Origin of the sequence: Denitrificimonas caeni (assembly GCF_027498055.1) — a bacterium.
Taxonomy (GTDB): Bacteria; Pseudomonadota; Gammaproteobacteria; order Pseudomonadales; family Pseudomonadaceae; genus Denitrificimonas.
In genome coordinates, this window is record NZ_CP114976.1 from 175,001 (window position 1) to 200,304 (window position 25,304).

The 25,304-nt window shown below is 49.3% G+C and carries 23 protein-coding genes (1 of these 23 cut by a window edge); 10 read left to right on the forward strand and 13 right to left on the reverse strand.

Features of this window, described 5'->3' with window-relative positions; genetic code table 11:
- A protein-coding gene (tyrS, locus tag O6P33_RS00915; RefSeq protein WP_269818380.1) for a tyrosine--tRNA ligase crosses the window boundary here: on the reverse strand, positions 1-293 show its beginning. 907 nt of this gene lie to the left of the window's left edge; the window shows 293 of its 1,200 coding nt (coding positions 1-293); its start codon is at positions 291-293; its stop codon lies beyond the left edge, outside the window.
- 221 nt (positions 294-514) lie between these two features.
- On the opposite strand from tyrS, the gene O6P33_RS00920 reads away from it, so the two are divergent.
- Complete coding sequence (locus O6P33_RS00920; protein ID WP_269818381.1) at positions 515-1,921, forward strand: peptidoglycan DD-metalloendopeptidase family protein; 1,407 nt, start codon at positions 515-517, stop codon at positions 1,919-1,921.
- Between the two features lie 4 nt (positions 1,922-1,925).
- On the forward strand, positions 1,926-3,014 hold the full coding sequence (locus O6P33_RS00925) for an anhydro-N-acetylmuramic acid kinase (RefSeq protein WP_269818382.1): 1,089 nt from the start codon (positions 1,926-1,928) through the stop codon (positions 3,012-3,014).
- Between the two features lie 9 nt (positions 3,015-3,023).
- Here O6P33_RS00925 and erpA read toward each other — a convergent pair whose 3' ends face one another.
- Both erpA and argC read right to left on the reverse strand, forming a co-directional pair.
- On the reverse strand, positions 3,024-3,374 hold the full coding sequence (gene erpA, locus O6P33_RS00930) for an iron-sulfur cluster insertion protein ErpA (RefSeq protein WP_269818383.1): 351 nt from the start codon (positions 3,372-3,374) through the stop codon (positions 3,024-3,026).
- 86 nt (positions 3,375-3,460) lie between these two features.
- Positions 3,461-4,495: an N-acetyl-gamma-glutamyl-phosphate reductase gene (argC, locus tag O6P33_RS00935; RefSeq protein ID WP_269818384.1), complete on the reverse strand. Its 1,035-nt coding sequence runs from the start codon at positions 4,493-4,495 to the stop codon at positions 3,461-3,463.
- Between the two features lie 117 nt (positions 4,496-4,612).
- Between argC and hemJ the strand changes: the two genes are divergently transcribed.
- Together hemJ and O6P33_RS00945 are read left to right on the forward strand one after the other, a co-directional pair.
- A complete protein-coding gene (hemJ, locus tag O6P33_RS00940; RefSeq protein ID WP_269818385.1) occupies positions 4,613-5,038 on the forward strand; it encodes a protoporphyrinogen oxidase HemJ in 426 nt (141 codons plus the stop codon).
- Between the two features lie 73 nt (positions 5,039-5,111).
- Entirely contained in the window at positions 5,112-6,032 is a 921-nt protein-coding gene (locus O6P33_RS00945) for a DUF805 domain-containing protein (RefSeq protein ID WP_269818386.1), read from the forward strand.
- 57 nt (positions 6,033-6,089) lie between these two features.
- Here the strand turns inward: O6P33_RS00945 and ppc are convergent, their stop codons facing one another.
- The 6 genes from ppc to O6P33_RS00975 all read right to left on the reverse strand — a co-directional run bounded on the left by ppc (position 6,090) and on the right by O6P33_RS00975 (position 14,359).
- A complete protein-coding gene (ppc, locus tag O6P33_RS00950) occupies positions 6,090-8,726 on the reverse strand; it encodes a phosphoenolpyruvate carboxylase (protein WP_269818387.1) in 2,637 nt (878 codons plus the stop codon).
- A 117-nt stretch (positions 8,727-8,843) separates the two neighbouring features.
- A complete protein-coding gene (locus O6P33_RS00955; protein ID WP_269818388.1) occupies positions 8,844-9,149 on the reverse strand; it encodes a hypothetical protein in 306 nt (101 codons plus the stop codon).
- A gap of 92 nt (positions 9,150-9,241) precedes the next feature.
- A complete protein-coding gene (gene lysS, locus O6P33_RS00960; RefSeq protein ID WP_269818389.1) occupies positions 9,242-10,744 on the reverse strand; it encodes a lysine--tRNA ligase in 1,503 nt (500 codons plus the stop codon).
- Between the two features lie 100 nt (positions 10,745-10,844).
- A protein-coding gene (prfB, locus tag O6P33_RS00965) for a peptide chain release factor 2 (protein WP_269818390.1) occupies positions 10,845-11,940 on the reverse strand; the annotation gives its coding sequence in 2 pieces (ribosomal slippage) (positions 10,845-11,867 and positions 11,869-11,940; 1,095 coding nt in all).
- A 100-nt stretch (positions 11,941-12,040) separates the two neighbouring features.
- Positions 12,041-13,756 carry a single-stranded-DNA-specific exonuclease RecJ gene (gene recJ / locus O6P33_RS00970; protein WP_269818391.1) on the reverse strand — a complete coding sequence of 572 codons (1,716 nt, stop codon included), beginning with the start codon at positions 13,754-13,756 and terminating at the stop codon, positions 12,041-12,043.
- 60 nt (positions 13,757-13,816) lie between these two features.
- Positions 13,817-14,359, reverse strand: a complete 543-nt coding sequence (locus O6P33_RS00975) for a YaeQ family protein (protein WP_269818392.1) — start codon at positions 14,357-14,359, stop codon at positions 13,817-13,819.
- A 269-nt stretch (positions 14,360-14,628) separates the two neighbouring features.
- Here O6P33_RS00975 and O6P33_RS00980 point away from each other — a divergent pair, with 269 nt between their 5' ends.
- From O6P33_RS00980 to O6P33_RS00990, 3 genes are read left to right on the forward strand one after another with little or no spacing between them, the layout of a single operon-like run.
- Positions 14,629-15,114, forward strand: a complete 486-nt coding sequence (locus O6P33_RS00980; protein ID WP_269818393.1) for a tetratricopeptide repeat protein — start codon at positions 14,629-14,631, stop codon at positions 15,112-15,114.
- Between the two features lie 48 nt (positions 15,115-15,162).
- The gene (locus O6P33_RS00985) at positions 15,163-16,227 is read left to right on the forward strand and encodes a DUF3530 family protein (RefSeq protein WP_269818394.1); all 1,065 of its coding nucleotides are present in this window, start codon (positions 15,163-15,165) and stop codon (positions 16,225-16,227) included.
- 55 nt (positions 16,228-16,282) lie between these two features.
- Positions 16,283-16,906 carry a c-type cytochrome gene (locus O6P33_RS00990; protein ID WP_269818395.1) on the forward strand — a complete coding sequence of 208 codons (624 nt, stop codon included), beginning with the start codon at positions 16,283-16,285 and terminating at the stop codon, positions 16,904-16,906.
- Between the two features lie 5 nt (positions 16,907-16,911).
- Here the strand turns inward: O6P33_RS00990 and O6P33_RS00995 are convergent, their stop codons facing one another.
- Genes O6P33_RS00995 through O6P33_RS01005 form a run of 3 tightly spaced genes read right to left on the reverse strand, consistent with a single transcriptional unit; the run spans position 16,912 to position 19,381 of the window.
- Positions 16,912-17,643 (reverse strand): TerB family tellurite resistance protein, encoded by a 732-nt coding sequence (locus O6P33_RS00995; protein ID WP_269818396.1) that lies wholly within the window; start codon positions 17,641-17,643, stop codon positions 16,912-16,914.
- A 35-nt stretch (positions 17,644-17,678) separates the two neighbouring features.
- Positions 17,679-18,344: an N-acetylmuramate alpha-1-phosphate uridylyltransferase MurU gene (gene murU / locus O6P33_RS01000; RefSeq protein ID WP_269818397.1), complete on the reverse strand. Its 666-nt coding sequence runs from the start codon at positions 18,342-18,344 to the stop codon at positions 17,679-17,681.
- A 5-nt stretch (positions 18,345-18,349) separates the two neighbouring features.
- The gene (locus O6P33_RS01005) at positions 18,350-19,381 is read right to left on the reverse strand and encodes an aminoglycoside phosphotransferase family protein (protein ID WP_269818398.1); all 1,032 of its coding nucleotides are present in this window, start codon (positions 19,379-19,381) and stop codon (positions 18,350-18,352) included.
- A gap of 126 nt (positions 19,382-19,507) precedes the next feature.
- Here O6P33_RS01005 and O6P33_RS01010 point away from each other — a divergent pair, with 126 nt between their 5' ends.
- Genes O6P33_RS01010 through pdxA form a run of 3 tightly spaced genes read left to right on the forward strand, consistent with a single transcriptional unit; the run spans position 19,508 to position 24,544 of the window.
- Positions 19,508-22,279 (forward strand): LPS-assembly protein LptD, encoded by a 2,772-nt coding sequence (locus O6P33_RS01010; RefSeq protein ID WP_269818399.1) that lies wholly within the window; start codon positions 19,508-19,510, stop codon positions 22,277-22,279.
- The gene (locus O6P33_RS01015; RefSeq protein WP_269818400.1) at positions 22,254-23,555 is read left to right on the forward strand and encodes a peptidylprolyl isomerase; all 1,302 of its coding nucleotides are present in this window, start codon (positions 22,254-22,256) and stop codon (positions 23,553-23,555) included. The genes O6P33_RS01010 and O6P33_RS01015 overlap by 26 nt, the downstream gene beginning before the upstream one ends.
- Complete coding sequence (pdxA, locus tag O6P33_RS01020) at positions 23,552-24,544, forward strand: 4-hydroxythreonine-4-phosphate dehydrogenase PdxA (RefSeq protein WP_269818401.1); 993 nt, start codon at positions 23,552-23,554, stop codon at positions 24,542-24,544. Before O6P33_RS01015 ends, pdxA begins: the two co-directional genes overlap by 4 nt.
- Positions 24,545-24,607: 63 nt before the next feature.
- Here pdxA and can read toward each other — a convergent pair whose 3' ends face one another.
- Entirely contained in the window at positions 24,608-25,246 is a 639-nt protein-coding gene (gene can, locus O6P33_RS01025; RefSeq protein WP_269818402.1) for a carbonate dehydratase, read from the reverse strand.
- Positions 25,247-25,304: the final 58 nt, after the last annotated feature.

The window sequence follows — 25,304 nt, forward strand, 5'->3', positions numbered from 1 at the left end:
AAGACCTGCTCCCGGGTTAACGGCGGCCGCGTAACACTTTTACCACTTGGGTCACCGATCATCCCGGTAAAGTCACCAATCAAAAACATCACGTGATGACCAAGATCTTGCAACATACGCAGCTTGTTTAGCAGCACAGTGTGCCCCAAGTGAAGGTCCGGAGCGGTAGGGTCAAAACCTGCTTTTACACGCAACGGCTCATTGCGCTTCAACTTATTTAACAGCTCTTGCTCTACGACGACGCTGTCAGTACCTCGCTTAATAACAGCTAATTGCTCTTCAACGGTTTTCATGCTCAGAACACCACATTAAGTAAAATAGATAACAGGCAAGGGTACTAGATAAGGAACTAAAAACAAATTACCACATCAGACTGCTTGCATATTTAGCAAGCAGTTATTGCACTAAACCCTACGAAAAAGCTGACACAGCTCAAGTTACCGAACATCTAAGCTTGCAGTAGAAGGCTTTTACTTATATTTTACCCAATCGCACACAGCAGACCTCTAAGACTATGCCAACAAATAATACTCCAATACAGCAGAGCTATCCCAAGCGCCATCTGCTTGCGGCAAGCGGAATTGCTGCATTGCTCTGTCTATCATTGCTTGTTTACCCTTCTCGCGAAGTGGAAGCTAAAAAGACTTTTATTAATATTGAGTTAGAAGAGCAAACCGCAGAACAAGTCACACAAGCTCTTACTGCCGAAGATTCTCAGCTCGCAGTCACTGCTTCCGAAACTGACTCTGCAATTATCCATAGCCCTCAGGCCCAAGCAGACAGCAACCCTGATGCTGAGACTCATGCCTTTGAGTACACAAAAAACCTTACGGTAAATAAGGGCGACACCTTATCCGTACTTTTTGTTAAAGCAGGACTTGATAACGCAGTTTTGCACAAGATTCTCGCTACAAATAAAGAAGCTAAGCGCTTTACTCATTTAAAAATAGGTCAAACGCTAACCTTTGAGTTTGATGAGGAGCAATCGCTCCAAGCTTTAAGCAGTAAAATCAGCCCGCTGGAAACTATTTACTTAGAAAAACAAGCTGAGACAAATGACTTTGCATTTCGCAAAGATGTTGCCGCAACACAAACGTCGGAAAAGTATGCACAAGGCACAGTAGAAGGTGCGCTTTTTTCTGCAACAAAAAAATCTGGTTTACCGTACAGCCTCGCTTTAGATATGGCTAATATTTTTGGTTATGACATCGATTTTGCTCAAGACTTAAGAACCGGTGATGAGTTTGAACTGGTTTACGAAGAAAAAACTGTGGACGGCAAAACCATAGGTACTGGCAACATCCTTAGCGCGCGCTTCACCAATCGCGGCAAAGTCTATACGGCCATTCGCTACACAGACAAGCAAGGCAATACGAATTACTACGATGCTGATGGCGCAAGCTTACGCAAGGCTTTCATCCGCACACCCGTAGACTTTGCTCGTATCAGCTCCCGCTTTTCTAATGGCCGCAAACACCCTATTTTGAATAAAATTCGTGCGCACAAAGGAGTTGACTACGCTGCCCCACGTGGAACCCCAATTAAAGCAGCAGGCGATGGCCGTGTAACACTCGCTGGCCGCAAGGGTGGCTACGGCAATACTGTAGTGATTAAGCATGGTCAACGCTACCAAACTCTGTATGCCCATATGCAAGGTTTCGCTAAGGGTGTTCGTGCTGGCAGCACTGTTAAACAAGGCCAAATCATTGGCTATATCGGTACAACAGGCTTATCTACAGGCCCACACTTACATTATGAGTTCCAAGTTAATGGCGTGCACGTAGATCCTTTAAGCCAAAAACTGCCTACAGCCGACCCTATTCACGCCTCAGAAAAGCAGCGCTTTTTCCAACAAAGCAAGCCTTTGCTCGCGAAGTTGGACCAACATAAAGCTACACAGCTAGCCCTAAACGCTCAGTAAGCGCATGCTTTATATTGGCATTATGTCTGGCACTAGCCTCGACGGGATTGATATATGCTTAGTGAATATCGATCAAGGTTGCGAGCTAGTTGCCAGTCAATATCTAGCAATGCCTTTAGCCCTCAAGCAAAGTTTGCTTACCCTCTGTAGCAGCGGACCCAACGAAATCCAGCGAGCGGCTTTAGCCGAACAGCAATGGGCGCAGCTGGCAGCACAAGGTGTTAAGCAACTGCTGAGCAAAACTCGTCTATCCGCCAGTCAAATTCGTGCTATTGGTAGTCACGGTCAAACCATCCGGCATGAGCCTGCGCAACACTTTACGGTACAAATTGGCAGCCCAGCACTGCTTGCTGAGTTAACCGGCATAGCTGTAGTCAGTGATTTTCGTCAGCGTGACATCGCAGCTGGTGGGCAAGGCGCCCCGCTCGTCCCTGCCTTTCATGAAATGCTTTTCAAAAAGCACCCTCAGCCATGCGCAGTACTCAACATTGGCGGTTTTAGCAATGTGACGCTACTAAATGAAAACACCAGCACCTTGGGCTTTGACTGCGGCCCCGGCAATGTCTTGCTAGATGCTTGGATTCAGCACAAAAAAAACCAAACGTTTGACCGAAATGGCACCTGGGCAGCTAGCGGAACAGTGAATAAAAGTCTATTGAACAGCATGTTAAGCGAACCTTTTTTCGCCACTCAAGGCCCAAAAAGTACGGGCCGCGAACTGTTTAATTTGCCTTGGCTGCAGAGTTTATTAGCCCAGCAAGAAGCTCTAGCTGATCAGGATGTACAGGCGACTTTATCTGAATTTACCGCGCAGACTATTGCTGACTCAATCCTCGCAGCTCAAGCCAGCACTCGATCCGTCTGGGTTTGTGGTGGCGGTGCACATAATAATGATTTACTGCAGCGTTTGCAGCGCCTGCTACCCGACTGCCTAGTGGATAGTACTGACTCGCAAGGTATTGCTGCGGACTGGATGGAGGCTATGGCTTTTGCTTGGCTGGCTCATTGCTGTCTCGAAAACATGCCGAGCAATAGGCCAACTGTTACTGGCGCCAGAGGCTTAAGAGTACTTGGCGCCATTTATCCTGTTTAAAACTTGCAATTAAATCGAGAAGGACGAACCACAACCGCATGTAGTGGTTGCGTTTGGATTATTAATCACAAAACGTGAGCCTTCCAAACCTTCGGTATAGTCAACTTCTGCACCGGCTAAGTACTGGAAGCTCATGGGATCAATGACTAAGCTCACTCCTTCTCGGTTAACGATGGTGTCATCGTCAGCGACCTCTTCATCGAAGGTAAAACCATACTGGAAGCCTGAACAACCACCGCCAGTAATAAATACGCGTAATTTTAAGCGCGCATTACCTTCTTCTTCGACTAGAGCCTTAACTTTATTTGCCGCACCTTGAGTAAATTGCATTGCGTCAGGGACGAAGGATTCAACACTCATTTTACTTTCTCCCAGCATCGCGCTGTAAACATCTATTGGTTATATTATCCGCTTATCCTACCACCAAGGTCAACTATTAGCATTGCCTAAGGTATCAAGGCAGCAGAGTTTAAGCCGCTACTCTCATCTAAACCGAACATAATATTCATATTCTGCACTGCTTGGCCGGATGCGCCTTTCACTAAGTTATCAATAACCGCCATAACGACAACTACATCGCCATCTTGCGGGCGCTGCACAGCAATGCGGCACATGTTGGCACCCTTTACACTGCGTGTCTGCGGGCAAACGCCAGCCGGTAGCACATCTACAAATGGCTCATTCTGATAACGCTGCTCATATACGCTTTGCAGGTCAAGACTGCGATCAAGCACCGTCGCATAAAGTGTTGCATGAATCCCACGAATCATGGGTACTAAATGCGGCACAAAGGTTAACCCCACTGACTGACCAGCAGCACGGCGTAAACCCTGTTTGATCTCAGGCAGATGGCGGTGGCCACTGACCCCATAAGCAACCATATTTTCAGCTGCCTCACAGAACAGCGAGCCAATTTTAGCGCCTCGCCCGGCACCACTGACGCCTGAGGCGCAACTGGCAATAATTTGTTGAGTCTCAGCCAGCCCTGCCTCAACCAATGGCAGTAATGCAAGTTGGACCGCAGTTGGATAACAGCCAGGCACGGCAATCAACCGTGCAGTCTTAATAGCTTCTCGGTTCACCTCAGGCAACCCATATACTGCATCAGCTAATAAGTGCGGTGCTCCGTGCGGTTGGCCATACCACTGCGACCACTCTTCTGCATCTTCAAGACGAAAATCCGCAGACAAATCAATTACCCGCGTACCCGCCTGCAAAATCTCATCAGCCAAACCGTGAGCAACACCATGGGGTGTGGCAAAAAACACAACATCGCAAGCGGTTAGCTTGTCAACTTGCGGTACAGAAAAAACCAGCTCGGGATAGCTTTCGCGCAGATTGGGGTACATATCTGCAACCCTTACACCTTCTTCAGAGCGGGAAGTAATAACCTCAACCTGTGCATGCGGATGCAAAGCGAGTAGGCGTAATAACTCAACCCCCGTATAGCCTGTACCGCCGACGATAGCTACTTTGATCATGCATGCACCCTCTTTTTTGAAATTAAGTTATATCTGTTGACGTACAACCCACACTCTACAGATGACACTGCAGTAACAGCGTACTACTATGTGCAGAATTTACTTTTGGAGCAGGTTATGACGTATTTATGGATTAAGGCTTTCCATATTATCGCAGTGGTGTGTTGGTTTGCGGGTTTATTTTATTTACCGCGTTTATTTGTCTATCACGCCATGAGCTCTGACAGCATCAGCCAAGAACGCTTCACCATTATGGAGCGCAAACTCTATAGAGGCATCATGCACCCGTCTCTAGTGGCTACGCTGCTGCTTGGAATCAGTATGTTATATATGAACCCCGCTCTGCTCAAGGCCGGTTGGATGCATGTAAAACTGACGCTGGTTGCTTTACTAATCATCTATCATTTCTATTTAGGCGCTATTTATAAGCGCTTTGCTCAGGGTGAAAACCAAAAAAGCCACGTCTTTTACCGCTGGTTTAATGAGCTGCCAGTCTTATTTTTAGTCGCAATAGTATTGCTCGCAATCCTCAAACCCTTTTAACTAAAGAGCCATAGCCTATTATTTAGGCTATGGCTCAACCAATAACTTTAATAACTACAGCCAAGGAAGCCACATGCCCAACACTCTGTATAAAATCACCATGGATGGCAGCCTTGCCCCTGGAGTAACACTCGACTTTGCTCAAGACAATCTGGCCCGCTTATTCAAAGCAGACGTTGCTGCTATCAAGCATTTGTTTTCTGGTAAGCCCACTGTCATTAAGCGCGATATCAGTGCAGCACAAGCAGATAAATACATAACAGCTCTATTTAATGCAGGCATTATTGCTAACAAAGAAACAGACTTTGTAGCGAACTTAAGCTTAGAACCTACAGAAGCAGAAGAGACAGCAAGCAGCACACACAGCATGACTTGTCCTAAATGTGCTGTACAGCAAGCAGAAAGCCCAATCTGTCAAAGTTGCGGTATTGTCATCGCCAAGTTCAATAGCCACCAAGCACAAGCAGCACATCCTGCGCAGGCTGTACAAAGTACGCCTTACGCATCGCCGCAGGCAATTATTGAACAAAACCCCGAGGACGTTGGTGAGTTAAATATCTGGGGCATTGAAGGACGTCTTGGGCGCATGCGTTATATCGCGTGGTCAATAGTTTTTATGCTAGCTCTAATACCTGCAGTCATTGTCAGTGCTGTGGCCTTCAAAATTTCAGCTTTTGTAGGCATACCGGTTGCTCTAGTTGTAACCCTAGCGGCAATCGTCATCGGTATTCAAATCAGCGTGAAACGATTACACGATATTGGCTGGTCTGGCTGGCTGATTTTAATCACAGTCATTCCCGTAGTAGGCAGTATCTTTCAGTTGCTTATGTTTCTCTTACCAGGCAGCACTGGCAGCAATCGCTACGGGGCACCACCACCGGCCAATAGTACAGCAGTCATAGTTTTATTCTGGATCTGGGTAGTCTTAGTGGCCGTTGGCTTCGTATTGGGCATCATTGGCGGCATGCTCGGCGCTGCACTCAATTCATATTAAACACAGTAAATACAGCTGATCACCCGACCTAAATAACGGGTGATCAGCCTAGGTCAGTCAACCTGTGTTGCGCAGCCCTGCAGCAATACCTGCAACAGTTACCAATAAAGCTTGCTCAATTGCCGGGCAAGTTGCCTCACCCTGCTCTCTGGAGCGCGCCAATAATTCCACCTGCAACAAATGTAGCGGATCAAGGTAGGTATCTCGCACGCTAATTGAGGCGCGTACTTGCGGATGACGCTCAAGCAAATGGGCTTCGCCAGTTAAACGCAATACCTGCTCCACTGCTTGTGCAAGGTGTGCATATAACTGCTCACCAAAGCCACGTAACTCAGTTGCGACTAAGCGTTCATCGTATAAGCGGGCAATGCCTGAGTCTGCTTTTAAGAGCACCATTTCCAACATATCGATACGCGCCCTAAAGAATGGCCACTGATCGCGCATCTCAGCTAGCAGTGGTTCCTCTTGGCGCTGCACTGCATTTTGCAAGGCACTCTCCCAGCCTAACCAAGCAGGTAGCATCATTCGTGTTTGCGTCCAGGCAAAAATCCACGGAATAGCACGTAAACTTTCAATCCCGCCAGTGCGGCGGCGTGCTGGGCGACTGCCGAGAGGCAAGCGACCGAGTTCTTGCTCCGGAGTGGCTTGACGGAAGTAATCAACAAACTGTGGCTCTTCACGCACTGTTTTCCGATAAGCGGCTAAGCCGTCAGCAGCTAAACGCTCCATCACTGCGCGCCATGAGTCTTTAGGCACCGGTGGCGGTAGCAAAGTTGCCTCCAACACTGAGGCCAAATACAGGTTCAAGTTCTGCGCAGCGACTTCCGGTAAGCCATATTTAAAGCGAATAACTTCACCTTGCTCGGTAGTCCGGAAGCGTCCTGCCACTGAACCTGGCGGTTGTGAAAGAATCGCTTCATGAGCAGGTCCACCGCCACGTCCCACAGTACCACCACGGCCATGGAATAAAATCAGCTCAATACCTTGCTTTTCACAAACCGCAACCAACTCTTCTTGGGCACGGTATTGCGACCAAGCTGCGGCCGTAGTTCCAGCATCTTTGGCTGAGTCCGAGTAGCCAATCATCACTTCTTGCGGCCCAGCCAGGCTGTTACGGTAATCTGTTAAGTTCAGTAACTGATCAATAACTCCAGCAGCATTATGCAAGTCATCTTGCGTTTCAAATAGTGGCGCAATACGCATCGCGCGATTGAGCCCTGCTTCTTTGAGTAGCAATTGCACAGCCAGCACATCAGAAGGTGCGCAAGCCATAGAAATCACATAAGAGCCCAGCGAGTCAGCGGGCGTTTGCGCAATAACCTGACAGGTATCCAAAACCTCTTGAGTGTCTGCACTCGCAGCAAAGGCACTGGACAACAACGGCCGACGATTACTTAATTCGGCCAGTAAAAACGCCTGACGCTGCGCTTCATCCCACTGACTGTACTCACCTAAACCCAACCACTGCGTAATTTCATTCAGTGCGCTGGTGTGCCGCTCAGCATCTTGACGAATATCCAAGCGCACCAACGACAAACCAAAAGTTGTAGCGCGGCGAATAGTGTCTAGCAAATCGCCATCAGCAATCAGGCCCATTCCACACTCATGCAACGAGCGGTGGCAAAGCAGCAAGGGGGACAGCAGGTCTTCAGTATTGTAAAAAACCTCCGCCGATAATGATGAACCAGTGGATAACGCTGCTTGTAATTCAGCACGTGTTTTACGCAAACGGGCACGGAGCTTCTTCATTAAAACACGGTATGGCTCGTCAGTCTCACCGACCAAAGCCATCAACTCAGGGCTACCTTTTTGCATCGATAGCTCGGCAGTCAGGCGGGAGATATCACGTAAAAACAAATCTGCCGCAATCCAGCGGGCCAGTAGTAATACAGTTTTAGTTACCCGCGCGGTAACATTCGGATTGCCATCGCGATCGCCACCCATCCAAGTTGAAAAACGAATGGGCGTCGCAGTAATAGGTAACTTATCGCCACCAGCCGCAAGCAAGGTGTTATCCACATGGCGCAAAACATTGGGAATGGCTTGCCACAGTGAGCGCTCAATCACAGCAAAGCCCCAGCGCGCCTCATCTACCGGCGTTGGTTGTTCGCTACGAATTTCTGTAGTGTGCCAAATTTCAGAGATCAAGCTGCGGAGCTTAGCAATAATTTTATCGCGCTCAGCTGTGGTTAGGTCAGTGTGGTCCAAGGCTGCCAACTGCTGCGCGATAGCGTCGTACTTCATAATCAGTGTACGCCGCGAGACCTCTGTGGGGTGTGCAGTCAGCACCAACTCAATATCTAGCTCGGCAACTGCTGTAGATAAATCGTGCGGATCATGTCCAGCAACTTGTAAGCGCTCAAGAATAGAGGCCAGCATCTGATCCTCAAAAGCAGGCTCTTCATCACTGCGACGACGGCGCATCAGATGATACTGGTCAGCAATATTGGCTAAATTAAGAAACTGGTTAAAACCACGGGCTACGGGGAGTAACTCATCTTCAGGCAACTGATCTAAAGTATCAGTCATTTGCTGGCGACCGTCTGCAGAACCACGACGGGCAGCTTTCGCACCAGTACGGATGCGCTCAATTTTTTCTAAAAACTCTTCACCACGTTGTTCGCGCATGGTGGAACCAAGCAATTCACCTAATAAATGAACATGCTCGCGTAGACGTGAATCGATCGGGATCATACTTAACTCTCCACTAAAGTTCTCTTCAGCTTGCCGAGTTCTGCAGCATCTAGCAAGAAAACTTTAGTGTTTTAACTGCACAGACTCGCAGTTTTTGAGGAGTATCGACCCTTGTAACTACTGGCTAAAGTCGCAACGCACTGCGCGCTTTTGATCATTGACCAGCACACCGGTTAAACCTTTCTGTTTGGTATCAAATAACACCACAATACCGTCCACACACTGCGCAACTTGCTCAGCAGGCTTTAAAGAAACCTTATAGTCCTCACCAGGAATAGTTTTCAGCATGGTGTACTCAGCTAGCAGCAAAGCATCGACGGGCTTCGCAATGTGCAAATAACCGTAATAACCTAAAACTGCAACAGTACCCACAATACTAGCAATGGCTGTACCAATTAGTGGTCGCAGGTCGCGTTCGCTCATAATGACTCCATAATATGGGTTGAAGTGATGTTTAAAGCCAAGCCGCCCAAGCACCAGTAGTGCTGACTTGGGCGACTTAACTCAGCAGATTATTAATGTTCTGGACGCATGTGCGGGAACAAAATCACATCGCGGATAGACGCAGAATCCGTTAGCAGCATCACTAAGCGGTCAATCCCAATCCCTTCACCGGCAGTTGGCGGCATGCCGTACTCAAGCGCACGAACAAAATCAGCATCATAATGCATCGCTTCATCATCGCCGGCATCTTTATCAGCTACCTGGGCTAAGAAACGCTCAGCCTGATCTTCAGCATCATTCAACTCAGAATACGCATTGGCAATTTCACGGCCACCAATAAACAATTCAAAGCGATCGGTCACGTTTGGATCATCGTTATTGCGACGGGCCAACGGTGACACCTCAAATGGATACTGAGTAATAAAAGTCGGCTGCTCAAGCTTATGCTCAACAGTTTCTTCAAAAATCATGGTTTGCAGCTTACCAATACCTTCAAAGCCCATCACTTTCGCACCATGCTTTTTCGCCAGCGCGCGGGCTGTGTCAATATCTTCTAAGTCAGCCGCAGTAATCTCCGGGTTGTACTTTAAAATGGAATCAAACAATGAGATGCGCTGGAACGGCTCACCAAAATGGAACACCTTACCTTGGTAAGGCACGTCAGTGCTGCCCAATACTTTTTGCGCCAGCTCACGGAATAACTCCTCGGTGAGATCCATATTATCTTCGTAGTCCGCATACGCCTGATAGAACTCAAGCATTGTGAACTCCGGATTATGGCGCGTAGACACACCTTCGTTACGGAAGTTACGGTTGATTTCAAACACACGCTCAAAACCACCCACCACTAAACGCTTCAAATACAGCTCAGGGGCGATCCGTAAATACATTGGCAAATCGAGGGCATTATGATGCGTTTCGAAAGGCTTAGCCGCTGCACCACCGGGAATGGTTTGCAGCATTGGTGTTTCCACCTCTAAGAAATCACGCTCAGTTAAAAAGTTACGAATGTGCGCAATCACTTTTGAACGAATTTTAAAGGTTTCACGTACTTCTTCGTTAACAATTAAGTCAACATAACGCTGGCGGTAACGCTGCTCAGTGTCGGTTAAACCATGATGCTTATCCGGCAGTGGGCGTAGTGATTTAGTGAGTAACTGGACTTGGGTCATATGTACGTATAAATCACCCTTGCCGGAACGCGACAAGGTCCCCTCAACAGCAATAATATCGCCCAGATCCCAAGTTTTAATCTCAGCCAATTTTTCTGCTGGCAAGCCTTTGCGGTCCACATAGACTTGCAAGCGACCGGTCATATCTTGCACCACCATAAAGGCACCGCGATTGAGCATGATACGTCCAGCAATCTTCACCGGTATCGCGGCGCTGACTAATTCTTCTTTAGTTTCATCCACATACGTCTTCTGGATGTCAGCGCAGTAGTGTTCGCGACGAAAATCATTGGGGAATGCATTGCCTTTCGCCCGCTCAATTGCCAGCTTCTCTTTACGCAGGGCAATTAAACGGTTTTCTTCCTCTTGCAACTCATGCTGAGTTAGCGGTTGTTCGCTCATGATGGTATCCACTATTTAATTCAGGTCGCTCGTACAGCGACTGTAAGCACGCACTTGCGCACTGATTACAATACTGGCGTGTCTAGCACGCCGCGGGCCATTACAGCCCTTGTTTCAGGCTCGCTTCTAAAAACTGATTGATCTCACCATCTAACACGGCGTCGCAATTACTTTCTTCAACGTTAGTCCGTAAGTCTTTAATACGCGATTGATCCAAGACGTAAGAACGAATCTGATGACCCCAGCCAATGTCTGATTTGCTGTCTTCCAGCTCTTGTGAAGCAGCTGTACGTTTGGATAACTCCAACTCATACAATTTGGCACGGAGCATTTTCATCGCAGTATCACGGTTGGCATGCTGCGAGCGCTCGTTCTGACAGCTCACCACGGTGTTGGTTGGTACGTGGGTAATGCGTACCGCTGAGTCTGTGGTGTTCACGTGCTGACCACCAGCGCCGGATGAGCGGTAGGTATCAGTGCGTAAATCAGCTGGGTTGATATCAATTTCAATGTTGTCGTCAATTTCTGGCGACACAAACACTGCAGTAAATGAGGTATGACGGCGGTTGCCTGAGTCAAACGGGCTTTTACGCACTAAACGGTGCACACCAGTTTCGGTACGCAACCAACCAAAAGCATACTCACCTTGAATATGTAGAGTCGCGCCTTTAATGCCAGCCACATCACCGGCTGACAACTCCATAATGGTTGCTTTAAAACCGTTATGATCAGCCCACCGCAGATACATCCGCAGTAGAATATTTGCCCAATCCTGTGCCTCAGTACCGCCAGAGCCTGCTTGAATATCCAGATAAGCATTATTGGCATCCATTTCACCACTAAACATCCGGCGAAACTCTAAAGTACCCAATTGCTCAGCCAAGCGTTCTAGTTCAGCACGTACTTCTTCAACGGCTTCATGGTCGTCTTCCTCAACAGCCATCTCTAACAGTTCCTTAGAGTCCTGCACGCCGTTCTCGAGGTTATCCAATGTTTCTACAACTTGAGCCAGCAAAGCACGCTCGCGACCAAGGTTTTGCGCGTTCTCTGGGTTATTCCAAATCTCAGGATCTTCCAGCTCTCGTTCAACTTCGATTAGACGCTCACGCTTGGTAGCGTAGTCAAAGATACCCCCGAATGACTTGCGTACGCTCGGCTAAGTCATTGATGGTTAAATGGATTGGATTGACTTCCATAACAGACGATTCTCGCTTTATTGAACAATGTAAAAAGGCTAATTGTACCTGAATAAGCAGCCTCTGTGCGCGCATCCAAGCCGCAGCTGTCGCATTTTATTTAAGCAGGTGCCAGGCTCGAAACAATCAGCTGTAAACTCTCATTACCGCGGAATTCATTTACATCTAACGTATAAGCAACCTGCGCTGTTTGAATGCTGGCATTGGGCCAAATATCCAAATCAATATTAAAGGCAATGGCATCCACTGATGGCGCACCTTGGCCACTTTGTAAGACCAGCTTTAAATGTTTTTCTCCGACCAAGCGCTGACTGAGTATTTTAAAATCACCATGAAATAACGGCTCAGGAAAGCGCTGCCCCCAAGGCCCGGCATGACGTAGCTGTTGCGCCAGCTGCATATCAAATTCATGCGCAGCTAAGCTGCCATCGGAGTAAATTCGCCCAGTGAGATCCTCTTCGTTGAGCTGGCGGCGCACCTCTGCATCAAAGGCTTTGGCAAAGGCCAAATAATGTTCTTGCTGCAAAGTCAGCCCCGCAGCCATCGCATGGCCACCAAACTTACTGATTAACTCTGGGAAACGCGCAGCCACAGCGTCCAAGGCATCACGAATATGCAAGCCCGGAACCGAGCGCGCAGAGCCTTTTAACTGGCCATCACCGGCATCGGCAAAAGCAATCACCGGGCGGTGATAACGCTCTTTCATCCGTGAGGCTAAAATGCCAATCACGCCCTGATGCCACTCTGGCTCGAACAAACACAAACCAAAGGGAAGATTATCTAGTGGCAAATCCTTTAGCTGTACCAAGGCTTCGCGCTGCATACCTTGCTCAATGTGCTTACGGTCCTGATTCAACTGATCCAATTGTTGCGCACGCTGCATAGCGCCAGCAGCGTCTTCACAGAGCAAGCACTCAATCCCCAAGCTGATATCGTCTAAACGGCCAGCTGCGTTCAGGCGCGGGCCAACAATAAAACCTAAGTCTGTGGCAACGATGCGCCGGTGATCACGCCGCGCAACTTCTAAAATAGCTCGCAAACCTGGTCGCGCGCGCCCGGCCCGAATCCGCGCCAAACCTTGGTGGACTAGAATCCGGTTATTCGCATCTAACGGCACCACATCAGCCACACTGCCTAAGGCGACTAAATCTAACAGCTCAGCTAAGTTGGGTTCTTGCAGGCCTTGCTCAATAAACCAACCACTGCCACGCAAGTGTGCGCGCAAAGCCAACAAGACATAGAACATCACCCCTACACCAGCCAAAGCTTTACTGGGAAAGTCACAGCCGGGCTGGTTGGGATTAACAATGGCGTCAGCAGCGGGCAACTCAGCACCGGGCAAGTGGTGGTCAGTGACAATCACTTTCAGCCCTGCTGCCTGAGCTGCAGCAACACCCTCAATACTGGAAATACCGTTATCCACAGTGACCAATACATCCGGCTGGCGCTCCAGGGCCACAGCAACAATTTCCGGTGTTAAGCCGTAACCATAGTCAAAGCGATTCGGTACCAAGTAATCCACATGGGCAGCACCGAGCATACGCAAACCTAACACCCCGACACAGCTGGCTGTGGCGCCATCTGCATCAAAATCACCAACAATCAAAATGCGTTGGCGCTGCTCAAGAGCATGGGTCAATAAGTGCACTGCAGCATCCATACCTTTGAGCAAGTGGGTCGGCAGCAAACGTGCCAAGCCTTTCTCCAGCTCCACAGCGCTCTGCACACCACGGGCAGCATAAATACGCGTTAATAGTGGTGGCAGATCACCTAAGTCAGGTAAAACGGCAGGTAACGGTCGTTGTTCGATACGCATAACTATGTACTTACTCTTTTTTAACTAAAACAAATTCACGGCTAAACCACTCGCCAAAACTTAGTCGCGTGCCCCATGCAGCCACTCCAACTCTAGCGTATGTTGTCCACGCTCATCGGTGACGAATACATCGCCGTCGCTGATCATCACGCTCCAATTAATTGTGCGGGGCAAGTCTTGCGCTAAATTGCTTAGGGATTCTTGGCTGATTGCCACTACGTTTAAATTCTTCAAAGCTCGTACTGGATCAAGCTCTTTGCCAACCCAAGTACGCAAGCTGCCGTAAGCTAAAACACTTAAACGCTCAGCTCGACGTGAACACCAGGTCATTCGCTCAGCTGTTGGTTGCCCCACCTCTAGCCAATGCAAGACACGACCATCAAGGCTTTTCTCCCAGACTGCAGGCTCATCAACATTGGCTAAACCGCGACCAAACTCGATGTGCTCGGCATGCCACAACGCCCGCGCTAATAAACGCGCCAGCAAGCGCTCAGCTGTCTCCGACGGATGGCGCGCCATACTAAAACGCAAACTGTCATACAGGTTGCGATCCATATCGGTCAGGTTCAGCTCAACTTTATAAGGCGTGGCTTGAATAGCCATAGTGATAGTCTCTACAGGATAACAAAGCTGTTAAGTCTAACCTGTTCTCACTTACTGCGCTGTAGCCTAATCTTGGCAAATCCTCCCTGAGGAAAAATATTGACTTAAAACAGGGTTGATCCACGCTTAGCGGTGGTCTTTACGCAAGTCTATACCGCATAATGTGCCCTGTTACTCATTTCCAAGGTTCTCTAGCCACTTTTCAGATACGGAGCTCAATAACTGTAATGACTGGTTTTAGCCGTTTTATGCTGTGTATCGGCTTTTGCATGTCGTCGCTACTTGCCTATGCCGACGACAACTCGCTTATTATTCCTGCAACTCAGCAATGCAGTTTAGAGCGTATAGCTAACGACCCCAAAGTAGCCTTAGATGATTGTTTAAATTTTGCTCAGCTTGGTTATGCTGATGCGCAATTTGCTTTGGGTGAGTACTGGTATCAAGGCCAGCACACCCCACGGGACTACGCTCAAGCTTTGAAATGGTTTGAACAAGCATCAGTACAAGGCCATGCCATTGCGCAACTGCGCTTAGGTACAATGTTTTACCGTGGCGAAGGTGTTCCGGTAAATAGCATCCAAGCCTATATAGTTCTAAAAATGTCAGCCATTAATGGCTCAGATGAAGCCCTTGACAGCGCCGACCGTGTTGCCGCACAAATGCAGCACAATGACCTTGAAATAGCCAACCAAGTACTTGCACAAATTTTCCGCAGCTACATGCTGGAACTCAATAGCGAGATACAGACCCCGTAGGCTATCTAGCAATAAGCAGCAGCCACGGGCCATTACCGGGAGGCCATAATGACAAGTCTTTCTAGCGCGCTACTACTGATTGCCTGCGGCCTCTACTCAGCAGTAGGTCTAGCTGCCCCCTCCACCGCATCCAGTTCTGCTGCGGATATCACACAACAACCTCGCAGCCCCCGAGCGCCACTGCTGGAGCGTAGCGTTCTCAGCGCACAAGCCGTGCAACTCAGCAACGATGCTGACCAGCTTATAAGCTTGAGTACAGCCACAGAACACTTTTCTGCTCTGTTTCTGCCGGCCAACACCGCCACTGCGCAAGGCTTGGTCATCTTGCTGCCCGGTGTGGGCGAGACTTTTGACTGGCCCAATAGCATTGGCCCACTGCGTAGAAATCTTCCCGATGCAGGCTGGCATACCCTCAGCCTGAACTTACCGGAACCACCACAGGCGGACATCACCGCTGAGCATTTCATCGCGGAACCAGTTGCCGAACAGTTCATTGTGCAGCCGCCTGCGCCTATTGCTGAGGCGCCGATCGAGGCCGAACCAGCACAGCCAATAATAGAGGAAGCGCCAGACCCCGTAGCGGAGCCTGAAGAAGAACCAGTAGCAGAAGAAGCAATTAGCGAAGAACCCGAGGTTATTGCTGAGACGCCAGTGCCCACAGCACCAGAGCCGCTACCGATCCCCGACTACCCAGAGCGCATCAGTAACTTTATTGACGCTGCCATAGCCTATGGCCAAAGTATTAATGCTGCACACATCATCTTACTTGGTCAGCATGAAGGCGCGCATTGGGCACTGGACTATCAGGCATCACATCCCGCCTCAGCAGCTGCTACTGTTTTAATCTCTGTGCGCGAGAGTAGATTAGCCAGCGCATCTGTTGAAAACTTGATCGATGCCAATATGCAGCCCATTGCAGACTTCTATTATAAGGGCAACGCTCAAACTGAAAGTGCAGCGCGCCAGCGTTTAAATGCCAGCCGTCGTGCACATTTGCCGGCATACCAACAAATCAGCCTAAGCGCTGACGCTGGTATTCACAGCTTAGAACAAGAGCAGTTATTTCGTCGTGTAAAAGGTTGGCTGAATAAATCTTTTACTAACCCATGGTAAGGCAGCACAGCAACCAGACCTCACTGACCTACCTGACACTTAGAATGGACACTACATGCGCAGCATACTTTTTGTTTTACTCAGCGGCTTAGCCAGTTTTAGCTTTGCTGATCAACACCCCTTACAACAACTCGAGGCGCTCAAAGCCGACCCTGCGGCGCAAGAAGCAGCCTACGTGGCTGGCCATGAGCGTATCTCTTTGTGCAAACACTGCCATGGTGAAGACGGCAACAGTAAGCGCAATTACATCCCCAACCTCGCTGAGCAAAACCCGATCTACTTATTCAATGCCTTTGAGAAGTTCGCCAACGGTGAGCGCACCGACTTTGTTATGTCAAAACTGGCCGGTGCCCTCAGCCAAGAGGATAGAGTTAATATCGCCCTCTATTATGGGCAGCAAAAAGTTGTCACCAAGCCTTCTGATACTCCCCAACTGCGCGATGCTGGCGAAGCCATTTTCCAACGCGTCTGCCAAAGCTGCCATGGCGCACAGGGGCAAGGCCAGCAAGATATGCCGAGACTGGCAGGGCAGCCAGCGGAATACGTCACCCGCACCCTGAAAGTCTTTCGTAGTCAAGACCCCAGCCGCGCTGCGTCAGTGATGTTGGCTATTACCGCCAATATGTCTGATGACGAGATGCTGGCAGTGGCCAGTTACATCCAAGAGCTAGAGCCTTAACAGCTCTAGCCTTGTAAGTGTTTACGCACCAAGGCATAGGCTTGATGCAGTGCGCGGGTTTTCTCCGTCGCTGCCCGCAACTGCGCCGGTGGTGCACCAGCCCCCATCAGTTTATCTGGATGATGGACACTGACTTTGCGGCGATAGGCCTGCTTAACCTGCGCCAATGATGTGCTGCGGGTCACCCCCAATAACTGCAAAGCGGCCTCCAGCTCATTGCCGGCTGAATTAGGCCGTAGCCGCGTGGGCATCAGTTGCGCCTCAAGACGGGAAAAACTGGCCGCAGGATAATTCAGCCAATCCGCACAGCGCTGTAAAATACGGCGCTGCTTGGCCGTTGCTAGGCCTTGTGCATAGGCTATGCGCCAGCCTGCAGTAAGCAACTGCTCAGCTTTATCTGCGGCATAATGGCTGCGCAAGGCACTGCGCAAGTCCGTTAAAGCACAATCTTTACCTTGGGTAAACGCAGCAATTGCCCTTTTTTGTGCAGCTGCCGACAACTGTAAGCGCTGCATCTCAGCGCGGGCCGACTGAATATGTGCGGCACTCACCCGTCCCGTGCTTTTAGCTAAATGCCCCAGCAACATAAACAACACCTGCTCGGCATTGAGCTGCGGCTGTGCCCGCACAGGTAAGCGAGTACGCAAATCAGCCCAGCTTTTGATGGCTAAATTCCGATCAATAATATTGCCAATCAGTAGACCCAATAGCGCCCCGGGAATATGCGCTATTAACATTCCTACTAGACCACACAGTATTGTGACCGGCCAAATCATAAGCTAGCCAGCAACGCTTCAGCCGCAGCTAAGCGCTCCTGGGTACCCACATCAATCCAGTGCCCAGTAAAATGCTCACCACTGACTTGGCCCCGGGCAATGGCTTGGCGCAACAAGGGCGCCAAACGAAAAGCTCCGCCGACACAATCCGCAAATAACTGCGGATGCAGCACGGCAATACCGCTGTAGGTTAAGCTATTGCCAGCCTGAGGTAAGCTCACTTGCTCCTGCTGTAAAGAGAAGTCGCCCTCAACATGGTGTTCAGGATTATCCATCAGTACTAAATGCGCCAAACCCGTTAGCGGCTTGCGCAATGCGGAAAAATCATAATCCGTCCAAATATCGCCATTCACCAAAACAAAAGGCGCATCACCCAAATACTTTAACGCTTGGTAAATCCCGCCGCCGGTTTCAAGGGGCTGCGACTCTACGGAGTACTGAATATTTAAACCAAACTGCTCACCTGTACCTAGGTGCGCTTCAATTTTCTCACCCAACCAAGCGTGATTAATCACCACTTCTTTAAAACCGGCCCGTGCTAAAGCACGCAAGTGATACTCAATCAATGGCACACCGGCGACGCTAATCAAGGGTTTCGGTGTCGTCAGCGTTAAGGGGCGCATACGCTCACCCTTGCCCGCAGCTAAAATCATAGCTCGCATCGTATTTATCTCGCTTCAGGAAAACTGGCTAGTAATTGTGCTAAAGGCGCTAACGTGGGCTGTCGCTCAAGTACCTGCTGTAGGTAGTTAAAGAACCGTGGCACATCAGCTAAGTAGCGTGGTTTGCCATCACGGTGGCAAATTCTAGAAAAAATACCAATCACTTTCAGATGACGCTGCACGCCCATTAAATCACAGTCATCGTAGAATGCTTGAAAAGTCTCTGGCAGGGCAATGCCATTGGCCCGGGCCTTATCCCAGTACTGCTGCAACCAGATTTTCACTCGCTCTTCTGGCCAACTAATAAAAGCATCTTTAAACAAGCTGATAATGTCATAACTGACTGGACCCTGGACCGCATCTTGGAAATCCAAAATACCCGGATTAGGAGTGCTTAGCATCAGATTGCGCGGCATATAATCGCGGTGCACCAAGACGCTTGACTGCTTAAGTGCACTTTCCAGCAAAACATCACAAGCCTGCTGCCACAAATACTCTTGCTGCTCAGAAAAACGAATGCCTAACTCGCACTGCACATACCACTCTGGAAACAGCTGTAACTCACGGCGCAACAAGGCTTCATCGTAGGTTGGTAGCTGCGCATTTTGCACAGGAATTTTCTGTAGCGTAATGAGTGCGTCAATCGCCAAACTAAAAAGCGCATCAGCATTTTCATCGTTAAGTATTTCCAGCCACGTCTGTAATCCTAGATCCGAAAGCACTAAAAAACCTTGCTCTAAATCTTGCGCCCAAACTTTTGGCACATGCAAACCACCCTCTGCCAGCAATTGAGCCATTTTCACAAACGGGCGGCAGTCTTCCCGTGGCGGCGGTGCATCCATTAAAACCAGATCGAGCGACTCTGAGTGCCAACGAAAATAACGGCGAAAACTTGCATCACTACTGGATGGTTGTAGATGATTTACGGTAGTCTCTGTGAAACCTGCTTGCTGAGCAATAAGTGGTAGTTGCTCAGTAAACCAGTGCGTTAACGCTTGTAAACGGCTATCGTCTACACTTATATGTTGATTTGGCATGGTAATTCTCCAACGGTGCTAGCCGTTCTGTAGGGCATGCTTTATTATCGCTGATCTTTTCCAGCCCTTCGAGAGGCATGCTGGGTATTTATCACCAAGCGCATGCGGGAAGCACGGACACACACTATGGCAGCAAAATATTCTTATCGTAACAAACTCCCCCTTTTAGCCACTGGGGCGCTCTGCATCTTACAGCCTTTGCTCAGTAGCAGCGCCACAGCACAGCAGTATGATTGTAAAAGTGCCAATGGCGGCTGGTCCTGCACGACTCAAGACAGTCAAACAGTGCGCCCACCGCGCCCTGAGCCAAGCCAGCCAATTAGCACCAGCACTGCAAAAACCGATGCGAGCCAAGCCAAGGGCAGCGCTCCTACTGCGCCAGCCGCGCCGCAATCTGTCAGCAGCAACCGCGGTAAAGGGCTAGCCTCACGCAGCGCTGATTTTAGTCACTTAGATTGGGTGCCGCGCGAAGAACTCAGTGAGGCGCAACTGGCGGAAGTTGGTCCTTACTGCAGCGGTGCTTATATTGAGCCTATTCGTCCTGGGATGAATGACACCAGCTCATTTAGCGATTCGCCTTTGTATGTCAACGCTGGTGTTTCACGCTACGAGCAAAAAACAGAAACTGCGACATTGGCCGGTGATGTGATTATTCGCCAAGCCAGCTTGCAAGCCGAGGCCGACGAAGCCAACTTATACCAACAAGACAATCTTGGTGAGCTCAAAGGTAATGTGCGTATTCGTGATCGCAATGCCTTATTGGTTGGTGACCGTGCAGAATTGCAACTCGATAGCGGTGCTGCCAAAGTTGAAAACGCTGAATATGTAATGCATGCCGGTAACTCTCGCGGCAGTGCGCAATATGTTAGACGCCAAGAAGATGCCATCATTCGATTAAAAGACGGCACTTACACCAGCTGCTCCCCGGGCAGCAATGCATGGCATTTACGCGGTAACAACGTCACGCTAAACCCAAACACAGGCTTTGGTAGTGCAACCAACGTAACCCTGCGGGTCAAAGACATTCCTGTCTTCTATACGCCGTATATTCACTTCCCGATTGATGACCGTCGTCAGTCTGGCTTTTTACCGCCGAGTATCAGCTACAGTAACGACAACGGCTTAGACCTCACCACCCCCTACTACTTCAACTTAGCGCCAAATTTTGACGCCACGCTTTATCCTAACTACATGAGCAACCGCGGTTTACTGACTGAAGGTGAGTTCCGTTACCTCAGCAAAAGCAGTGAAAGCCGTATTGGCGGTGCGTGGTTAAGTGACGATGAAGACGAGCGCAAACTGCAGTCGGAATATAAAAAAGATCGTTGGATGTATATGCTGCAGCATGAACAAGGCTTTAATCAGCGCCTCCTCGGTAGTATTGATTACACAGCCATCAGTGACCCTTACTATTTCCAGGACTTAAATAGCAATATCATTGCCGGCTCCAACGAAACTCTGGACCAAAAAGCCAATTTAACTTGGCGTGGTAATAGCTATTCTGCTCAGCTTGGTGTGCATGCCTATGAAATGGCCAACATCAGCGATGTCACCCCTTACGATAAGTTGCCACAGTTTTCTCTAGCCGGCGCGCTGCCCTATCAGCCTGCGGGTTTACAGATGAGCTATAACACTGAGTGGACACGCTTTGATCGTTCACTGAAAAAAGGCAATTACTACGACGAAGATGGTAAGACAGAGCCGTGGCGAGACGTGAGCTTAAAGGGCTTAAGTCGTGCCAACGGTGATCGCATGCATATCGAGCCTGCCGTCAGTTTGCCTATGAACTGGAGCTGGGGCTTTATTAAGCCTGAAGTGAAGTATGCCTATACTCGTTACGACCTGAACTTAGACAGCACAGGCAAAGAGTACCTAAGAGACAATAAGACCAAATTCAACAGCAGTCCAGACCGCAGCATTGGTATTTATAGCGTAGACAGTGGCTTGTACTTCGACCGCGAGACTCAATGGTCCGGAACAAACTACCGTCAAACCTTAGAGCCGCGCTTGTTCTATCTGTACGTGCCCAATGAGGACCAAACTGATTTACCGCTGTTTGATACCAGTGAAATGCAGTTCAGCTATGCCAGCTTATTCCGGGACAACCGCTTCAGTGGCCATGACCGCATTGGCGATGCCAATCAAGTCTCACTCGGCTTAACCAGTCGCTGGTTAGATGACAGCGGCTTTGAGCGTCAGCGTATTAGTTTTGGTCAGGCCTATTACTTCTCCGACCGTAAAGTTTTACTTTCGGGCACTGACTATAAAAAAGTTGCTGCCAATACCAGCTCCCGCTCGCCATATGCAAGTGAATACATGTTCCAATTTAACCACGAGTGGCGTGTTAATGCTGACTTGATGTGGGACCCAGATACACACCGCACCCGCTCTGGTAGTGCCATGTTCCACTATCAATCGCAACAAGATTTAAACAAGATTGTGAACTTTGGCTACCGCTACCGCAATGACACCCTGCACCTCAACGATGACGGCATCTGGGTTACTGGCAGTACTGACTATGTTGATAAAAACGATAACGATAGAGTCTACAAAGACTTCTACAAAATCGAACAAACCGATGCCTCATTTATGTGGCCAGTTATGCCGCAATGGAGCGTTATTGGTCGCTGGCAGTTTGACTACAACCGCAACAGCACCTTAGAAGCCTTTGGTGGCTTTGAGTATGACAGCTGCTGCTGGAAGCTGCGCCTCATCAACCGCTACTGGGTTGACTATGATGAGCGCAACATGTCGCCGCTCGACAACCGCACAGGTGATCACGGGGTATTCCTGCAGATCGTCCTTAAAGGTTTAGGTGGTGTAACCGGTAACAAAGTAGAGACATTCCTCGATGAAGGCATCCAAGGCTACCGTGAACGTGAAAACAATGCTTATTAGACCTCTATCCGCGATCATCCTCGCCAGCAGCTTGCTGGTAGGCACTGTAATCGCAGCAGAACAACCATTGGACCGTGTGGCAGCTATTGTCGATAACGACATTGTCATGTACAGCCAATACCAAACACGCCTCAAGGAAGTGCAGCAAACCATCAACAAGCGCGGAGTTGAATTACCGCCAGAAGATGTTTTGCGTCAGCAAGTCATGGAACGCTTGATCATTGATGCTATTCAACTGCAAATGGCGGAACGCTCTGGAATTCGCGTCAGCGATGAAGAACTCAGTGATGCCATGGCCACCATTGCCGAGCGCAACGGCTTAACTCAGGCAGAGTTTGAGCAAGCCTTAGCTGCGGATGGTTTAAGCCTAGACGATGCACAAGAGCAGATCCGTCAAGAAATGACCATCAGCCGTGTCCGTCAATACCGTGTTGCAGAGCGTATTCAGGTGACTGATCAGGAAGTACAAAACTTCTTAGCCTCAGATCTTGGTAAAATGCAGCTCGCAGAAGAATACCTGCTATCGAACATTTTGGTTCCAGTGCCCGACGGAGCCACCAGTGATGATCTAGCACAAGCACAAAAAACCGTAGAGACAATTGTTGCGCAGTTGGAAGATGGTGCAGACTTTGCTCAATTGGCCATGACCTACTCCGCCAGTGAAAACGCTTTAGAAGGCGGTGACATGGGTTGGCGTAAAGCTGGGCAGTTACCACCGCCTTTTGACCGTTTATTGGCCTCCATGGCCGTAGGCCAAGTCACTCAGCCGTCACGTACTGCTGGCGGCATTATTATGCTCAAACTGCAAGATAAACGCGGCGATGAAGCAGTCTACCGCGATGAAGTGCATGTGCGTCATATTCTGCTCAAACCAAGTGAAATTCGCAGCCCAGCGGCCACCCAGCAACTGGCCACCCGCTTACATGAGCGCTTACGCAGCGGCGAAGATTTTGCCACCCTGGCCAAACAGTTCTCTGAAGACCCAGGCTCTGCGCGCAATGGCGGTGACTTAGACTGGATTGATCCAAACTCCCTAGTGCCAGCCTTCCGTGAGGAAATGGCGCGCACAGAAATCGGCCAACTTTCGCAGCCCTTTGAAAGCCAGTTTGGTTGGCACGTACTGCAAGTCATGGATCGCCGCAGCACCGATAGCAGCGAACAAATGCGTGAACAACAAGCCGTTAACCTACTGCGCAACCGTAAGTACGATGAAGAACTGCAAACATGGTTACGTCAGATCCGTGACGAAGCCTATGTGGAGATTAAAGACATATGACTTTGCGTTTTGCTTTAACACCCGGTGAACCTGCTGGTATTGGTCCCGACTTATGTTTGATGCTGGCTCATGAAGTGCAGCCTTACCCAGTTATTGCTATTACTAATCGCCAGCTGCTCAGCGAGCGTGCTCTTCAACTGGGCTTACAAGTACAACTGCTCGATGTAGAGCCGGGCGCTTGGCCTGATAAACCCGCGCCAGCCGACAGCCTGTATGTCTGGGATACACCCCTGTATGAGCCAGTGACTGCTGGCCAACTGAATCAAGCGAATGCGCAACATGTACTGGAAACATTAACCCGCGCAGGCCAAGGCTGCTTAGATGGCACTTTCAGCGCGATGATCACCGCACCGGTACACAAAGGCATCATTAATGATGCGGGTGTGCCATTTTCCGGTCACACTGAGTTTCTCCAAGAGCTGACTCAAGCACCGCAAGTGGTCATGATGCTGGCTACCCACGGTTTACGGGTTGCTCTAGTCACTACTCACCTGCCCTTACGTGAAGTTGCCGATGCCATTACCAGTGAGCGCATCGAAACCATTACACGTATTTTGCATGCTGAATTACAGCAAAAATTTGCTATTAAAAAGCCGCGCATTCTCGTCTGCGGCCTCAACCCCCACGCCGGCGAAGATGGCCACTTAGGGCGTGAGGAGCTGGACATCATTGAGCCCAAATTGGATGCGCTGCGTGCGGAAGGCATGGACTTAGTCGGCCCCCTACCAGCAGACACTTTGTTCACCCCGCACAACCTGAAACAGTGTGATGCAGTCTTAGCCATGTATCACGACCAAGGTTTACCAGTGCTCAAGCACCGCGGCTTTGGTGCGGCAGTCAACATTACCCTTGGTATGCCGATTATTCGCACCTCTGTGGATCACGGCACAGCGCTGGACTTAGCCGGCACTGGTGAGATTGATACTGGCAGCTTACACATCGCCCTAGAAACCGCCTATCAAATGGCGGCAAGTAAACCAGAGCAGTAGCCATAAAACACAACGCCAGCTAATCAACATTGGCTGGCGTTGTGTTTTAACCCAGTTAACCCGTTAGTCGCGCTTACGTAAGCGGTACTGCGCCGGCACCTGATCAATTCCCTTAATGGTCACGTCCAAGTTTTTCCACAAGCCGTCTTTAATACCGTACACACAGCCATAAATGGATAACTTTTGCCCACGGTGCCAAGCATTTTGCACAATAGCGGTGTGACTGACATTGGCGACCTGCGCAATAGCATTGAGCTCACATAAGCGATCAACGCGCTCTTCTTCTGTGGCCAGCTTCGACAGCTCTTCATAGTGTTCATAATGCAAATCACGAATACCGCGCAACCAAGCATCAGTTAAACCCACTTGCTTGTCCTGCATCGCCGCGCGCACGCCACCACAACCATAGTGACCAGTGACCAGAATGTGCTTAACTTTTAGCACATCAACGGCGTATTGAATCACTGACAAACAGTTCAGATCCGTGTGCAACACCACATTACCAACATTGCGGTGCACAAATAAATCCCCTGGTAGCATGCCCACGATTTCATTGGCCGGAACTCGAGCATCAGAGCAACCAATCCATAAATATTCTGGTGCTTGTTGCTTGGCTAGCTTTTCAAAAAAAGTAGGGTCATCTTTTTTGATTGACTCAGACCATTGGACATTATTATCAAACAGCTGTTGTAATTCAGGCATAGCTTCCTCAGTTATATCGTCTTACTTATACAAGTATCTGCAGTTTGACAAAATTTCG

What these genes read in the sequence shown, in the direction of transcription:
- O6P33_RS00920 (WP_269818381.1), top strand. Translation starts at nt 515, where the DNA reads ATGCCAACAAATAATACTCCAATACAGCAGAGCTATCCCAAGCGCCAT.
- O6P33_RS00925 (WP_269818382.1), top strand. Translation starts at nt 1,926, where the DNA reads ATGCTTTATATTGGCATTATGTCTGGCACTAGCCTCGACGGGATTGAT.
- erpA (WP_269818383.1), bottom strand. Translation starts at nt 3,374, where the DNA reads ATGAGTGTTGAATCCTTCGTCCCTGACGCAATGCAATTTACTCAAGGT.
- argC (WP_269818384.1), bottom strand. Translation starts at nt 4,495, where the DNA reads ATGATCAAAGTAGCTATCGTCGGCGGTACAGGCTATACGGGGGTTGAG.
- hemJ (WP_269818385.1), top strand. Translation starts at nt 4,613, where the DNA reads ATGACGTATTTATGGATTAAGGCTTTCCATATTATCGCAGTGGTGTGT.
- O6P33_RS00945 (WP_269818386.1), top strand. Translation starts at nt 5,112, where the DNA reads ATGCCCAACACTCTGTATAAAATCACCATGGATGGCAGCCTTGCCCCT.
- ppc (WP_269818387.1), bottom strand. Translation starts at nt 8,726, where the DNA reads ATGATCCCGATCGATTCACGTCTACGCGAGCATGTTCATTTATTAGGT.
- O6P33_RS00955 (WP_269818388.1), bottom strand. Translation starts at nt 9,149, where the DNA reads ATGAGCGAACGCGACCTGCGACCACTAATTGGTACAGCCATTGCTAGT.
- lysS (WP_269818389.1), bottom strand. Translation starts at nt 10,744, where the DNA reads ATGAGCGAACAACCGCTAACTCAGCATGAGTTGCAAGAGGAAGAAAAC.
- recJ (WP_269818391.1), bottom strand. Translation starts at nt 13,756, where the DNA reads ATGCGTATCGAACAACGACCGTTACCTGCCGTTTTACCTGACTTAGGT.
- O6P33_RS00975 (WP_269818392.1), bottom strand. Translation starts at nt 14,359, where the DNA reads ATGGCTATTCAAGCCACGCCTTATAAAGTTGAGCTGAACCTGACCGAT.
- O6P33_RS00980 (WP_269818393.1), top strand. Translation starts at nt 14,629, where the DNA reads ATGTCGTCGCTACTTGCCTATGCCGACGACAACTCGCTTATTATTCCT.
- O6P33_RS00985 (WP_269818394.1), top strand. Translation starts at nt 15,163, where the DNA reads ATGACAAGTCTTTCTAGCGCGCTACTACTGATTGCCTGCGGCCTCTAC.
- O6P33_RS00990 (WP_269818395.1), top strand. Translation starts at nt 16,283, where the DNA reads ATGCGCAGCATACTTTTTGTTTTACTCAGCGGCTTAGCCAGTTTTAGC.
- O6P33_RS00995 (WP_269818396.1), bottom strand. Translation starts at nt 17,643, where the DNA reads ATGTTAATAGCGCATATTCCCGGGGCGCTATTGGGTCTACTGATTGGC.
- murU (WP_269818397.1), bottom strand. Translation starts at nt 18,344, where the DNA reads ATGCGAGCTATGATTTTAGCTGCGGGCAAGGGTGAGCGTATGCGCCCC.
- O6P33_RS01005 (WP_269818398.1), bottom strand. Translation starts at nt 19,381, where the DNA reads ATGCCAAATCAACATATAAGTGTAGACGATAGCCGTTTACAAGCGTTA.
- O6P33_RS01010 (WP_269818399.1), top strand. Translation starts at nt 19,508, where the DNA reads ATGGCAGCAAAATATTCTTATCGTAACAAACTCCCCCTTTTAGCCACT.
- pdxA (WP_269818401.1), top strand. Translation starts at nt 23,552, where the DNA reads ATGACTTTGCGTTTTGCTTTAACACCCGGTGAACCTGCTGGTATTGGT.
- can (WP_269818402.1), bottom strand. Translation starts at nt 25,246, where the DNA reads ATGCCTGAATTACAACAGCTGTTTGATAATAATGTCCAATGGTCTGAG.